A 13,974-nucleotide genomic window follows, 5' to 3' on the forward strand; every position below is an offset into this window, starting at 1 on the left:
TGGAGGAATGAAAATGGCAAACGCTTATAAGCAGGCCGGTGTAGATATCGAGGCAGGCTACGAAGCAGTGGAACGCATCAAAAAACATGTGAAGCGGACCGCGAGGCCGGGCGTGCTCGGAGGACTCGGCGGTTTCGGCGGAATGTTTGACCTGTCAGGGCTTGGCTTGAAAGAGCCGGTACTTGTTTCGGGAACAGACGGAGTCGGAACGAAGCTCATGCTTGCCTTCATGGCCGACAAGCATGACACAATTGGAATCGATGCTGTCGCCATGTGCGTGAACGATATTGCTGTTCAGGGAGCAGAACCGCTGTACTTCCTTGACTATATCGCCTGCGGCAAAGCAGAGCCTGAGAAGATCGAAGCGATTGTCAAAGGAATTGCAGATGGCTGTGAACAAGCTGGATGCGCGCTAGTTGGCGGGGAAACGGCAGAAATGCCTGGCATGTATGACGTGGAAGAATACGACCTTGCTGGCTTTGCGGTGGGTGCTTGTGAAAAGTCAAACCTGATTACAGGCGAGAAAATCAAGGAAGGAGATGTGCTGATAGGACTCGCTTCAAGCGGGCTGCACAGCAACGGTTTCTCGCTTGTGCGCAAGGTGTTTTTCGAAAAAGCAGGGTACACACTTGATCAGCATGTGCCAGAGCTTGGAATAACGCTTGGAGAAGAGCTCTTAAAGCCAACAAGGATTTATGTGAAATCATTGCTTGCTGCAGCGAAAAAAGGCTTCGTCAATGGACTATCCCACATCACTGGCGGCGGATTCCATGAGAATATTCCGAGGATGCTCCCAGAGGGACTAGGCGCTGTCATCGAAGATGGCAGCTGGGAAATCCAGCCGGTGTTCCAACTTCTTGAAAAAGCGGGAGAGCTGAATCATGATGAAATGTTCAACATTTTCAACATGGGCATCGGCATGGTAGCGGCAGTTCCGCAGGATAAAGCTGACGCTGCGGTTGCTTTGTTCGAGGAACTCGGTGAAAAAGCGTACAAAATTGGCATTGTGAGCAATACTCCTGGTGTAAAGATGGTCAAAAGCGGTGAAACAGCATGAAAAAAATCGCTGTATTCGCGTCTGGCAATGGAAGCAATTTTCAATCGCTGATTAATGCCTCCAATGCTGGAACGCTTCGTTGTGAAATTTCCTTGCTCGTCTGCGATCGTCCCGGCGCTTTTGCCGAGGAACGGGCGGAAAAAGCAGGAATACGCTGCTTTTCAGTGAGTCCGAAAAATTTTTCCGACAAGGCAGCTTACGAACAGGCGATTCTTGAGGAGCTGCGGAAGGAAGAAACGGAGTTCATTGTATTGGCAGGATATATGAGACTGATAGGACCGACACTACTTCACGCTTATGAAGGACGGATAGTCAACATCCATCCATCGCTTCTCCCGGCATTTCCCGGGAAAGATGCCATCGGGCAGGCGCTTCTTGCAGGGGCTTCGGTGACGGGTGTTACCATCCATTATGTCGACGAAGGAATGGATACCGGGCCGATCATTGCAAGCAGGGAAGTAAAAGTAGAAAAAGGCGATACAAGGGAATCGCTGCAAAGAAGAATCCAGGCGACAGAGCATGCTCTGTATCCGGAAGTGCTTGAAAAATTGCTGAACGGAACGAAGGAGAGAATAGGATTATGAAAAAACGCGCGCTCATCTCGGTTTCTGATAAAAACGGTATTGTCGAGTTTGCTAGGGAGCTTGCAGGCTTAGGTTTTGAAATCGTCTCAACAGGCGGTACGAAGAAAGCATTGGCCGACGGCGGAGTGCCGGTCATCGGTATCAGCGAAGTAACAGGATTTCCAGAAATTTTGGAAGGCCGGGTTAAGACCCTCCATCCAAATATTCATGGGGCCCTCCTGGCAAAAATGGGTGACGAAAGCCACCGCTCAGTGCTGGAGGAGCATTCCATCGTACCGATCGAGCTAGTGTGCGTCAACCTCTATCCTTTTCAGCAGACCATTGCGAAAAGCGATGTGACGGTCGAGGATGCGATTGAAAATATCGATATCGGTGGTCCATCCATGCTTCGCTCTTCAGCGAAAAACCACGATTGCGTTACGGTTGTCGTTGACCCTGCCGATTATGAAACAGTACTTGGCGAATACCGTGCAAGCGGAAAAACAACCCACGAGACGCGCCGCAAGCTAGCTGCGAAGGTGTTCCGCCATACAGCTGCTTATGACGCAATGATTGCGGAGTATATGACAGATCTTGCTGGTGAAGAAAAGCCGGAGAAGCTGACGGTTACGTATGAGCTTAAGCAAAGCCTGCGCTACGGGGAGAACCCGCATCAACAGGCTGCTTTTTACAGAAAGCCGCTCGGCTCTGCTTTTTCCGTTGCCAATGCCGAGCAGCTACACGGAAAAGAACTATCCTATAACAATATCAATGATGCGAATGCAGCACTGCAAATCGTGAAGGAGTTTGATGCTCCGGCGGCAGTTGCAGTGAAGCATATGAATCCTTGCGGCGTCGGTACTGGGAAGGATGTATTCGATGCATTCACGAAAGCTTTCGAAGCAGATCCTGTTTCCATTTTTGGCGGCATAATCGCATTGAACCGCGAAGTGGATGCAGCGACAGCAGATAAGCTTTACGAAATTTTTCTTGAAATCATCATTGCCCCATCGTTCAGTGAGGAAGCGTTCGCGAAGCTCTCTGCCAAGAAGAATCTTCGCCTCTTGACGATTCCGTTCATTCATGAAGCAAAGCCGGAAATGAAGCTGACATCCATTGAAGGCGGGTTGCTTGTTCAGGATGAGGACGCGCAAGGCCTTGATGAAGAGAAGGTCACCGTTCCGACAAAGCGCCAGCCGACTGCAGAAGAGTGGGAAGCGCTCAAGCTAGGCTGGAAAGTCGTGAAGCATGTGAAATCCAATGCGATTGTCGTTTCCGGTTCCAATGAAACATTCGGAATCGGCGCAGGGCAAATGAACCGTGTTGGCGCAGCGAAAATTGCGCTAGAGCAAGCTGGTGCGCGTGCACAAGGTGCGGCGCTTGCATCCGATGCTTTTTTCCCGATGGACGATACCGTCGAGGCAGCGGCAAAAGCAGGAATCACTGCAATCATCCAGCCAGGAGGCTCTGTGCGCGATCAAGATTCAATCGCAAAAGCGGACGAGTATGGCATTGCAATGGTATTTACAGGCATCCGTCACTTCAGACATTAAAATCTAAAATCCAGGGGTGGAGAAATGAAGGTTCTTGTAGTCGGCAGGGGCGGCCGTGAGCACGCTATTTGCCATAAAGTGAAACAAAGTCCGCTTGTAGAAACAGTCTATGCTGCTCCCGGAAATCCGGGGATGGCGGATAGCGCAATCTGCCTCGGTTTGGCGGAGGATGAACAAGATAAGCTGCTTTCTTTTGCAAAAGAAGAAGGCATTGGCCTTACGATCATCGGGCCGGAAGTTCCATTGCTGGAAGGGTTGGCAGATAGGTTTGCAGCGGAAGGCCTCCGAGTGTTCGGACCAAAGCAAGTCGCAGCCCAGATCGAAGGAAGCAAATCATTCGCAAAGGAATTAATGGCGAAATACGAAATTCCAACAGGCGAATACAAAGTGTTTACCGATTTTGAAGAAGCGAAAGTTTATGTGCAGGAAAAAGGCGCGCCGATTGTCATCAAGGCAGACGGACTAGCTGCCGGGAAAGGTGTCGTCGTGGCAATGACCGAAGAGGAAGCCATTGCTGCGCTAGAGGAAATGCTTGTTGGCTCTAAGTTCGGCGATGCGTCGCTTAGCGTTGTAGTTGAGGAATTCCTTGAGGGGGAGGAATTTTCCCTGATGGCTTTCGTGAACGGTGAGACAGTGCTTCCGCTTGAAATTGCTCAGGATCATAAGCGGGCGTTCGACGGAGACCAAGGTCCGAACACTGGCGGAATGGGGGCATATTCACCTGTTCCGTTCATCGGGAAAGAAATTGTTGCGGAAGCAGTCGAGACCGTTCTTTTACCAGCAGCGAAAGCATTGGTAGAAGAAGGACGTAGCTTCACTGGAATTCTGTATGCTGGCCTCATTTCAACAGAAGCTGGCCCGAAAGTCATCGAGTTCAATGCAAGATTCGGAGATCCCGAGACTCAGGTTATTCTACCGAGAATGAAATCAGATCTTGTGGAAGTCATTCTCGCATTGCTCGAAGGCGGCAAGCCGGAAATCGAGTGGGATAGCGCTGCTATGCTTGGTGTCGTGGTGGCATCAAAAGGCTATCCTGAAAGCTATGAAAAAGGCAGTGTTCTGGGTGGCCTTGAAGTGCTGGCGAATGTGGAGACGTATCACGCAGGCACGGCAAAAGACGAAGAAGGCCGATTCGTCACAAATGGCGGCCGCGTCCTCCTTGTGGGAGCAAAGGCCGAAACGCTCGGCGAAGCGCAGAAAAAGGTTTATGCGGAACTCGAAAAGCTAGACTGCGACGGAGTCTTTTATCGCAATGATATTGGCTACCGCGCCATAAATTTCGAAGCAAAGCAAGCTGTGAAATAAAATGGAGCCCCGGCAGGAGGAAGTGATGCCGGGGTTTTGTTTTGGCAACAACGGTGGAAAAAATGCTCCAACGTGGCAGAGGCTTTCTCCACCCTACGCCATTTCCGCACAAAAACCTTAAAAATTGTTATTTTGACTTGGTTTTTTTGAGGTTGAAGGGGGAGTTTTCGATGCCCGGGAGCCGTTTTTGGAAAGGTATCGTGTGTGGAACCGATTACACAAGGATTTAGTGTTCCTCCTGAAGTCTCTCTGATAAGGTTATCTACGGTAATCGGCAATTTATCACCGGTAAATGCTGATATATCAACGGTAAAGGTCATTTTATCTACGGTAACTGCTAATTTATCTACAGTAGGTGCCAGTTCAATCCCAATTTTTCATTTTTTCGCTACACCCTCTTTCTAGTTTCCGCTCCGCAATGCATTTAATAGTACCATTCTCTATCCGCCCTCAAGACCTTAAAAATGGTCATTTTAATTGGTTTTTGCGGTTGAAATAGCGGGCTTTTGGGATGTAGGGAGGATTTTTGACAGGAGCTGTTTCTTAAAACCCGTTACACAGCAAACTTTCGCCTTTCCCGACGCTGCTGTAAACAGAATATCTACGTTAACTCTCCATATAACTACAGTACGTTCCTTTAACTGGAAATCGCGGAGCTTCTCGATTGACCCAAGCACACTAAAAAACCGCGACCTTTTACAAAGCCGCGGCTCCTCCACTCATCACGAAGGGTTATAAGGCAAGAATTCGTCTGTAAGCTGAGTGTCGGTGTTCTTGTTGTTTTCCTTCATACCATCCATCAAATCAGTGAGCGGGCAGTAGCGGACGATGCCTTCGCCGACTTTCATGGCGCCGAGCACGGCAGCAAGCAGGTAGCAGCCTTCGTCTTCGTGGCGGGAAAGCTTTGCGGTCGCCCAACTGAGAACAGCGAGACCTGCGGTGATGCGGACAAGGCCGTTTACCATGCCAACATTTGTTTTTACTTTCATGTTCATTCTCCTTTAGTAGAAAAATTCTATTTTGTTGCGATTCTTCACTGCGTTAAAACGTAAAATATGTTATGATTAGTAATCAATAATGTAAGGGCTTCCTTTTTGCCCGTAAGATAGAGAAAGGGGCTAGGAAACAGATGGAACACCGTTACAAATGGAAAAACAGGCAATTGCGTAACCATGCGGCGGTTTTGGACGGCGCCCTTTCACCGACGATTCTTTTGCAAAATGCCATGATACTGAATTCAACCTTCAGGAAGTGGATGACAGCGAATATATGGATTTACAAAGATCGAATCGTGTATGTCGGTGATAAGCTGCCGGACCGTACGGAGGGCTGTGAAATTGTCGATTGCAGCGAAAGCTACATCGTGCCGGGATATATCGAGCCGCACGCGCACCCGTTTCAGTTATATAATCCCCACTCGCTGGCTGCGTATGCATCCCAGCACGGAACGACAACACTAATTAATGACAATATGCTGCTTGCTTTGCAGCTTGATAAAAAGAAAGCGTTTGCTTTTTTATCACAAATGAATACACTCCCTGTATCGATGTATTGGTGGTGCCGCTTTGACGCACAGACAGAAATACATGATGAGGAATTGATTTTTTCCAATTCGAATGTAAAATCGTGGCTGGAGCATGATGCTGTGCTCCAGGGCGGGGAACTGACAGGCTGGCCGAAGCTAATGGCAGGCGACGACATGATGCTTCACTGGATGCAGGAAACAAAGCGCCTCGGCAAAAAAGTTGAAGGGCATTTCCCGGGAGCATCGGAAAAAACGTTGGCGAAAATGATGCTCTTCGGTGCGGATTGTGACCATGAAGCAATGACAGGAGAAGAGGTGCGCACCAGGCTTTTGCAAGGATATACCGTATCCCTTCGACATTCATCCATTCGTCCTGATTTGCCGAAGCTGCTTCAAGAGATTCATGAGCTCGACATCGCGGTATACGATAAGTTCATCATGACAACGGACGGGTCATCGTCCAGTTTTTACGAAAATGGCATGATGGATATGCTGATTTCCCTCGCAATGGAAAACGGCGTCCCGGAAATCGATGCGTACAATATGGCGACCATTAACATAGCGCGCCATTACAATATGGAACATTTGCATGGCTCGGTCGCGACAGGACGCTTTGCGAATCTCAACTTCCTTCATGATAAAAAAAACCCAACACCTGTTTCCGTTCTTTCAAATGGAAAATGGGTGAAGAGAGATGGCCGAGATACAGGGATTTTTCCGAAAATCGACTGGAAGAAGTTCGGTTTTGCGCCACTGAATCTCGACTGGAGCCTGGAAAAAGACGATCTCCAGTTTTCCATGCCATTTGGCATTAAAATGGAAAACTCCGTTATCACAAAGCCTTACTCAATCTCCATTGATATCTCGCCTGACCAATTATCAGAAGAACATGATGAATGCTTTTTCATGCTTGTTGACAGGAATGGGCAGTGGCGGCTTAACACGATTCTAAAAGGCTTCGCCAACACTCTCGGCGGGCTTGCAAGCTCCTACTCGAACACCGGGGACATCATATTAATAGGAAAGAACAAGCACGATATGTATCAGGCCTTCCAGCGAATGAAGGAGCTTGGAGGCGGGATTGTCCTTTGCCAGGATGGCGAGTCGAAAGTGGAAATTAGCTTGCCGCTTATGGGGCTGATGTCCGACCTATCGGTGAACGAACTGATACAAGCGGAGCGCAAATTGTTTAGCATTCTGAGGGAAAAAGGCTATCGTTTTGAAGACCCAATTTATTCGCTATTGTTCTTCTCTTCGACGCATTTGCCGTACATTCGGATTACGCAGCAGGGGGTATACGATGTCATGAAAAAAACAATACTCTTTCCAACGATAATGCGTTAAAATATAAAAGCAAAATTGGTTGTCCATTTCTAGTTGATGAGGTGTAGGCCATGGTGAACAAGGCAATTACTGCCGCAGCTGTTGCAGTACTTCTTTTAACAGGTTGCGGTGGCAACAAGGAGAACACTGCGGAAAAACCGAAAGAGAAGAAAGTGGAACAGGCTGCAGAAAAGAGTCCTTATGTGTATCCTTTGACAGGTATGGGTACAAAGAATGAAGCGACAGGGAGGGCGGTTGCCGTAACCGTGAACAACCACCCGCTCGCAAGGCCGCAGACAGGACTCGATAGCGCGGATATTATTTATGAAGTGCTCGCGGAGGGGAAAGTAACCCGCTTCCTGGCTATTTACGAAAGCCAGAAGCCGGAAAAAGTAGGGCCCGTCCGAAGCGCAAGGGATTATTTCATCGAGCTGGCAAAAGGCTACGATAGCCTCTATATTGCGCACGGATACAGCGACGAGGCAAGGTCCATGCTTTCTCGCGGGGAAATTGATTCCTTGAACGGCATGCAGTACGATGGGACTTTGTTCAAGCGTGCGTCTTTTCGAAAAGCGCCGCACAATTCTTATATCACATTTGCCAACATCCTGAAAGGAGCCAAATCCAAAGGGTACGAAATGAAGCCCGCCCCTGAACCTTTGCCTTTCCTTGACAGCAAAGGCTCCGCGGAGATCGAAGGCCAGACTGCAGAGAAAGTTGGCGTATCATATGGTGACCCATCCTTTGAAGCCGACTATCGGTACGACACCAGCAATAAGAATTACAAGCGATATGCCAGTGGAGAAGAAATGAAGGACCTTGAGTCGAAAAAGCCAATAAGAATAGCCAACCTTTTCATTGTGGAAGCAAGGCATAGCGTCGCTGACAGCGAAGGCCACAAAGACATCGACATCAAATCTGGCGGACAGGGATATCTTGTTCAAGGCGGAAAACGGATAGAAGTCGAGTGGAGAAACGAGGGCGGACGCATTTTGCCTTATAAAGATGGAGCAGCAGCACCGCTAGTTCCAGGAATGACCTGGATCTCAATCGTTCCTTCCCTTGATGCAGCAACATTTGAAAACTAAGGCAGCCACACTACAACGCCTTGTTTGTAGCTGTACAACTAGGCGGGACACGCATATAATACGTCTGTATAATAAAAAACAACTATTAAGGAGCTTGATTGGATGCAAATTGATAAATTGAGGGGCAAAGAACTCGACCAGCTTTTCAAGGCCGTTCTTACTCTTAAAGATATGGAAGAGTGCTATCGTTTTTTTGATGATCTGTGTACAGTCAATGAAATTCAGTCGCTGGCACAGCGCCTGGAAGTGGCAAGGATGCTGAAGGAAGGCAACACATACCATAAAATCGAAGCGGATACAGGCGCGAGCACGGCGACTATTTCCCGGGTAAAGCGCTGCCTGAATTACGGCAATGACGCCTATGAAATGGCCCTCGGCCGAGTAAAAGAAGAAAAGCCGACAGAAAAAAAATAAGTGCAGAAGAACCGGGGCGGCGGGCTTCGGTTTTTTTAATGAAAAAGAGAGGATTGGAAGGCTAACTTTTCCTAGCCTTTCCTTTTTTATATAGATAGACAAATGCTATAATGGTGAAATGGAAATATAGATTGGAGGCAGTCCGCTGATGTATGAAATAAAAGAGTGGCGGCATGTGTTTAAGCTAGATCCCAACAAGGAAATATCCGACGCTGACCTTGAGCTTATTTGCGAGTCGGGGACGGACGCCATCATCGTCGGCGGGACGGACGGCGTCACGCTTGATGGTGTTCTCGATTTAATGTCGCGCGTGCGGCGCTATACGGTGCCTTGCGTGCTGGAAGTGTCTGACCTTGAAGTGATCACGCCTGGATTTGATCTTTATTTTATCCCGTCGGTCCTGAACAGCAAGAATCCAAAATGGGTGACAGGACTGCACCATCAAGCCGTCAAGGAGTACGGCGATTTGATGGAGTGGGAAGAAATTTTTGTCGAAGGCTATTGCATCTTGAACAGCGAGTGCAAAGCAGCAAAGCTTACTGAGGCCGATGCTTCGCTTGACGCTGATGATGCTAGGGCATACGCCATGATGGCGGAAAAAATGTTCCATCTGCCGATTTTTTATCTGGAATACAGCGGGAAGTACGGCGATCCGGAAGTGGTCCGGAGCGTAAAATCGGTGCTGGAAGAGACGATTCTTTTTTACGGAGGCGGCATCGAAAGCCGCGAACAGGCGAACGAAATGGGCAGTATCGCAGATGTCATCGTTGTCGGGAACTCCCTTTATGAAAACTTGGATAAAGCTTTGTTGACAGTACAAGCTGTGAAGAATGAAAAGTAATGTACCTATGGTGGTGAGCAATCATGCAATTTTTAACAGATAGATTATTAAAAGGCTTGAACCCGGAGCAGCAAAAAGCCGTCAAGACAACAGATGGCCCCCTATTGCTGATGGCAGGGGCGGGAAGCGGAAAGACGAGGGTGCTGACCCACAGGATCGGTTACCTGATTGTCGAAAAGGGAGTCAATCCCTACAATATCCTCGCGATCACCTTCACGAACAAAGCTGCCAGGGAAATGCGCGAGCGGATCGGGGGAATCATGGGCGGGGCAGCCGATGATATTTGGATCTCCACGTTCCACTCAATGTGCGTCCGCATCCTCCGCCGCGACATCGACCGGATTGGCTTCAGCCGCAATTTCACAATCCTTGATTCAACCGACCAGCAGTCGGTCATCAAATCCATATTGAAAGAAAAGAATATGGATCCGAAAAAGTTTGACCCGCGTGCGATTCTTGGCACCATTTCCTCGGCGAAAAACGAACTGATTACGCCGGAGGAATACAGCAAGACAACAGGGGATTACTTTGCCAATATGGTGAGCGAAGTATACACCGAGTACCAGAAGCGCCTTCGGAAAAACAATGCGCTCGACTTTGACGACCTCATTATGTCGACAATCACGCTGTTTCAGCGCGTGCCAGAGGTTCTCGAGTATTACCAGCGCAAATTCCAGTACATCCACGTCGATGAGTACCAGGATACGAACAGGGCACAATACATGCTCGTAAAGCTGCTTGCAGCAAGATTTAGGAATCTTTGCGTTGTCGGTGACTCTGACCAGTCTATTTACCGCTGGCGCGGAGCCGATATCGCGAACATTCTTTCTTTTGAAAAAGACTACCCGAACGCCAGTGTCATCTTGCTCGAGCAAAATTACCGTTCGACGAAGAAAATTTTGCTGGCAGCAAACAAAGTAATCGAAAACAACTTGAATCGCAAGCCGAAAAATCTTTGGACAGAGAACAGCGATGGCAATAAGATTGTCTACTTCCGGGCAGACAGCGAACAGGGAGAAGCGCAGTTCATCATCGGAAAAATTCAAGAGCTTATTAGGACAAAAGGGCGGAAGCATTCAGATATCGCCATTCTGTACCGCACAAATGCGCAGTCCCGTGCAATCGAGGAAGCGTTCCTGAAATCCAATATCGAATACTCCATCGTCGGAGGCATCAAGTTCTATGACCGCAAGGAGATCAAGGATATCTTGGCGTACTTGCGCCTTATTTCCAACCCGGATGACGATATCAGCCTGCAGCGTGTCATTAATGTTCCGAAGCGGGCGATCGGCTCGACTTCCGTTGATAAAATCGCTAATTTCGCGGCAATGCACGATATGTCCATGTTCCAGGCGCTCCAAAGCCTTGAGCTGATCGGTCTTAGCCCGAAAGCGGAAAAGGCTGCAGCGGAGTTCCGCTCGCTTATCAGCAATTTTACGAATATGCAGGAATTCCTGTCGGTAACGGAGCTTGTTGAGGATATTCTCGACAAATCGGGTTACCGCGAGATGCTGAAAGCGGAGAAATCGATCGAAGCGCAAAGCAGGATGGAGAACTTGGATGAATTTTTAACCGTAACAAAGAGCTTTGAAGATAGCAGCGAGGACAAAAGTCTCGTTGGCTTCCTGACAGATCTTGCGCTTGTGGCGGATATCGACCGTTTGGATGATGACGGCGAAAAGAAAACCGATACTGTCACATTGATGACGCTCCACTCGGCGAAAGGCTTGGAGTTTCCTGTCGTCTTCCTGATTGGAATGGAGGAAGGAGTCTTCCCGCACAGCCGCTCCCTTATGGAAGAAGCGGAAATGGAAGAAGAGCGCCGGCTTGCATATGTCGGCATCACAAGGGCAGAGGAAGAATTATTCATCACCAATGCCCAAATGCGTACATTGTACGGCCGCACGAACATGAACCCGGAATCCCGCTTCATTAAAGAAATTCCATCAGACTTAATCGAAGATGCCGTTCCGAAGAAGAAGGGCTCTCCATTCGAATCATCAGCTTCTGCATTCAGCACGGGAAGCAGGAAATCTCCGTCCACCTATGGAGAGCGGCGCGGGATGAGGCCGGCGGTTAGGCGGCCCGAAGCGTCATCGGCAGCTCCAGGAGACTGGAAGGTCGGCGATAAAGCGAAGCATGGGAAATGGGGAACAGGGACGGTTGTCAGTGTTAAAGGCTCTGGCGAAGGAATGGAGCTCGATATTGCCTTCCCAAGTCCAACAGGTGTGAAGCGCCTCTTGGCGAAATTCGCGCCGATCGAAAAAGCATAAATTTATCTTGAAAGGGCTGGATATATGGACTTTCAGACTGCACAGAAAAAAGCGGCAGAGCTGCAAAATCTGTTGAACCAATATGGCTATGAATATTATGTTCTCGATAAGCCTTCCGTGCCTGATGCGGAATACGACAGGCTGATGCGCGAGCTTACGGACATCGAGGACGCTTATCCTGAATTGAAAACGCCGGATTCGCCGACACAGCGGGTAGGCGGGGAAGTATTGGATATGTTCCGGAAAGTAGAACATGCCATCCCGATGCTTAGTCTCGGCAATGCTTTCAATGAGCAGGACCTTCGCGATTTTGACCGCAGGGTGCGCCAAGCGGTCGGCGATACAGCTACTTATGTGTGCGAACTGAAAATTGATGGACTAGCCGTTTCCCTCCGCTATGAGAATGGAATGTTTGTCCTTGGTTCGACGAGAGGGGACGGAACAATCGGCGAGGATATTACTTCCAACTTGAAGACGATCCGCTCGATACCGCTCCGATTGAATGAACCTGTTACAATGGAAGTGCGCGGCGAAGCCTTTATGCCGAAAAAATCGTTCATGGCATTGAACGAGGCAAGAAGCAAGCGTGAAGAGGAGCCTTTCGCGAACCCGCGGAATGCGGCGGCAGGTTCCTTGCGTCAGCTCGACCCGAAGATTGCAGCATCAAGGAATCTTGATATTTTCCTTTATGGCATCGGAAACCCGGATAATATAGGCGTCGAGTCGCACAGCGAAGGCCTCGATTACTTGGATCGACTGGGCTTCAAGACAAATAAGGAACGCCGCAAGGCAAAGGACATTGATGAAGTCATCTCCTTTGTCGAGAGCTGGGTGGAACGCCGCCCAGATCTGCCTTACGATATTGACGGCATTGTTATTAAGGTTGATTCGCTTGCACAGCAGGACGAGCTTGGCACGACGGCAAAAAGTCCGCGCTGGGCAATTGCCTATAAGTTTCCTGCAGAAGAAGTCGTCACAAAGCTAATCGACATCGAGCTCAACGTCGGCCGCACGGGCGTTATCACGCCAACTGCGGTCCTCGAACCAGTTCAGGTGGCAGGAACGACGGTACAGCGGGCTTCCTTGCACAATGAAGATTTAATCCGCGAAAAGGATATCAAAATCGGCGACCTTGTTGTCGTAAAAAAAGCTGGTGACATCATCCCTGAAGTCGTGAACGTTCTTGCAGAACAGCGCAGCGGGGCAGAAGAAGATTTTCATATGCCGACACATTGCCCGGAATGCGAAAGCGACCTTGTCCGGCTTGAAGGGGAAGTGGCATTGCGTTGCATCAACCCGAAGTGTCCAGCGCAAATTCGCGAAGGCTTGATTCATTTTGTATCAAGGAATGCGATGAATATCGATGGTCTTGGGGAAAAAGTGGTCAGCCAGCTTTTTGGTGAGCGATTGATCACAAATGTAGCCGATTTATATAAACTGACGAAAGAGCAGCTTCTAAGGCTTGAACGAATGGGTGAGAAATCAGTCAACAATCTTTTAGCAGCAATCGAAGCATCGAAGAGCAACTCGCTTGAAAAGCTTCTTTTCGGTCTTGGCATCCGCCTTGTTGGCGCGAAGGCAGCGAAGACGCTTGCGAAGGAATTCGGTACGATCGATGCATTGCGGAAAGCATCCGTGGTAGAACTGACCGCAATCAACGAAATCGGCGAGAAAATGGCTGATTCTATTGTCACTTATTTTGACAGTGAAGAAGTGGAAGAGCTGCTGCGGGAATTGGAAGCGGCAGGAGTCAACATGGAATACAAAGGTCCTCGCACATTGGCCGCGGCTGACTCAGATTCTTTTTTCGCTGGAAAAACGGTCGTTCTGACTGGAAAGCTGCATAGGCTGACCAGAAACGAAGCTAAGGAAAAAATTGAGGCGCTTGGCGGCAATGTCGCTGGAAGCGTCAGCAAAAAAACGCATCTTGTCATTGCCGGCGAGGATGCCGGCTCGAAGCTGGATAAAGCAGAAAGCCTTGGCATCGAAGTATGGAATGAAGAGAGGCTTCTGGAAGAATTAAATCAATAGG

11 protein-coding genes are annotated in these 13,974 nt (G+C 48.9%); 10 read left to right on the forward strand and 1 reads right to left on the reverse strand.

Annotation, left to right across the window (positions count from 1 at the left end; translation table 11 throughout):
• Positions 1-13 precede the first annotated feature (13 nt).
• From purM to purD, 4 genes are read left to right on the forward strand one after another with little or no spacing between them, the layout of a single operon-like run.
• Positions 14-1,057: a phosphoribosylformylglycinamidine cyclo-ligase gene (gene purM, locus BQ5796_RS00070; RefSeq protein ID WP_071458401.1), complete on the forward strand. Its 1,044-nt coding sequence runs from the start codon at positions 14-16 to the stop codon at positions 1,055-1,057.
• On the forward strand, positions 1,054-1,641 hold the full coding sequence (purN, locus tag BQ5796_RS00075) for a phosphoribosylglycinamide formyltransferase (protein ID WP_071458402.1): 588 nt from the start codon (positions 1,054-1,056) through the stop codon (positions 1,639-1,641). The genes purM and purN overlap by 4 nt, the downstream gene beginning before the upstream one ends.
• Positions 1,638-3,173 (forward strand): bifunctional phosphoribosylaminoimidazolecarboxamide formyltransferase/IMP cyclohydrolase, encoded by a 1,536-nt coding sequence (gene purH / locus BQ5796_RS00080; protein ID WP_071458403.1) that lies wholly within the window; start codon positions 1,638-1,640, stop codon positions 3,171-3,173. The genes purN and purH overlap by 4 nt, the downstream gene beginning before the upstream one ends.
• 24 nt (positions 3,174-3,197) lie before the next feature.
• On the forward strand, positions 3,198-4,478 hold the full coding sequence (purD, locus tag BQ5796_RS00085; RefSeq protein ID WP_071458404.1) for a phosphoribosylamine--glycine ligase: 1,281 nt from the start codon (positions 3,198-3,200) through the stop codon (positions 4,476-4,478).
• A 722-nt stretch (positions 4,479-5,200) separates the two neighbouring features.
• Here purD and BQ5796_RS00100 read toward each other — a convergent pair.
• Complete coding sequence (locus tag BQ5796_RS00100) at positions 5,201-5,467, reverse strand: YgaP family membrane protein (RefSeq protein WP_071458407.1); 267 nt, start codon at positions 5,465-5,467, stop codon at positions 5,201-5,203.
• A gap of 140 nt (positions 5,468-5,607) precedes the next feature.
• On the opposite strand from BQ5796_RS00100, the gene BQ5796_RS00105 reads away from it, so the two are divergent.
• From BQ5796_RS00105 to ligA, 6 genes are all read left to right on the forward strand, one after another.
• A complete protein-coding gene (locus BQ5796_RS00105; protein WP_071458408.1) occupies positions 5,608-7,347 on the forward strand; it encodes an adenine deaminase C-terminal domain-containing protein in 1,740 nt (579 codons plus the stop codon).
• Between the two features lie 50 nt (positions 7,348-7,397).
• Complete coding sequence (locus tag BQ5796_RS00110; RefSeq protein ID WP_071458409.1) at positions 7,398-8,414, forward strand: DUF3048 domain-containing protein; 1,017 nt, start codon at positions 7,398-7,400, stop codon at positions 8,412-8,414.
• Between the two features lie 102 nt (positions 8,415-8,516).
• Positions 8,517-8,828 (forward strand): YerC/YecD family TrpR-related protein, encoded by a 312-nt coding sequence (locus tag BQ5796_RS00115; protein WP_071458410.1) that lies wholly within the window; start codon positions 8,517-8,519, stop codon positions 8,826-8,828.
• A gap of 148 nt (positions 8,829-8,976) precedes the next feature.
• Positions 8,977-9,669, forward strand: a complete 693-nt coding sequence (gene pcrB / locus BQ5796_RS00120; RefSeq protein ID WP_071458411.1) for a heptaprenylglyceryl phosphate synthase — start codon at positions 8,977-8,979, stop codon at positions 9,667-9,669.
• 23 nt (positions 9,670-9,692) lie between these two features.
• Positions 9,693-11,942 carry a DNA helicase PcrA gene (gene pcrA / locus BQ5796_RS00125; protein ID WP_071458412.1) on the forward strand — a complete coding sequence of 750 codons (2,250 nt, stop codon included), beginning with the start codon at positions 9,693-9,695 and terminating at the stop codon, positions 11,940-11,942.
• 24 nt (positions 11,943-11,966) lie between these two features.
• Positions 11,967-13,973 carry an NAD-dependent DNA ligase LigA gene (gene ligA / locus BQ5796_RS00130; protein ID WP_071458413.1) on the forward strand — a complete coding sequence of 669 codons (2,007 nt, stop codon included), beginning with the start codon at positions 11,967-11,969 and terminating at the stop codon, positions 13,971-13,973.
• Position 13,974 lies beyond the last annotated feature (1 nt).

It is taken from the genome of Bacillus massilinigeriensis, assembly GCF_900111815.1.
Taxonomy (GTDB): Bacteria; Bacillota; Bacilli; order Bacillales; family Cytobacillaceae; genus Mesobacillus_C; species Mesobacillus_C mediterraneensis.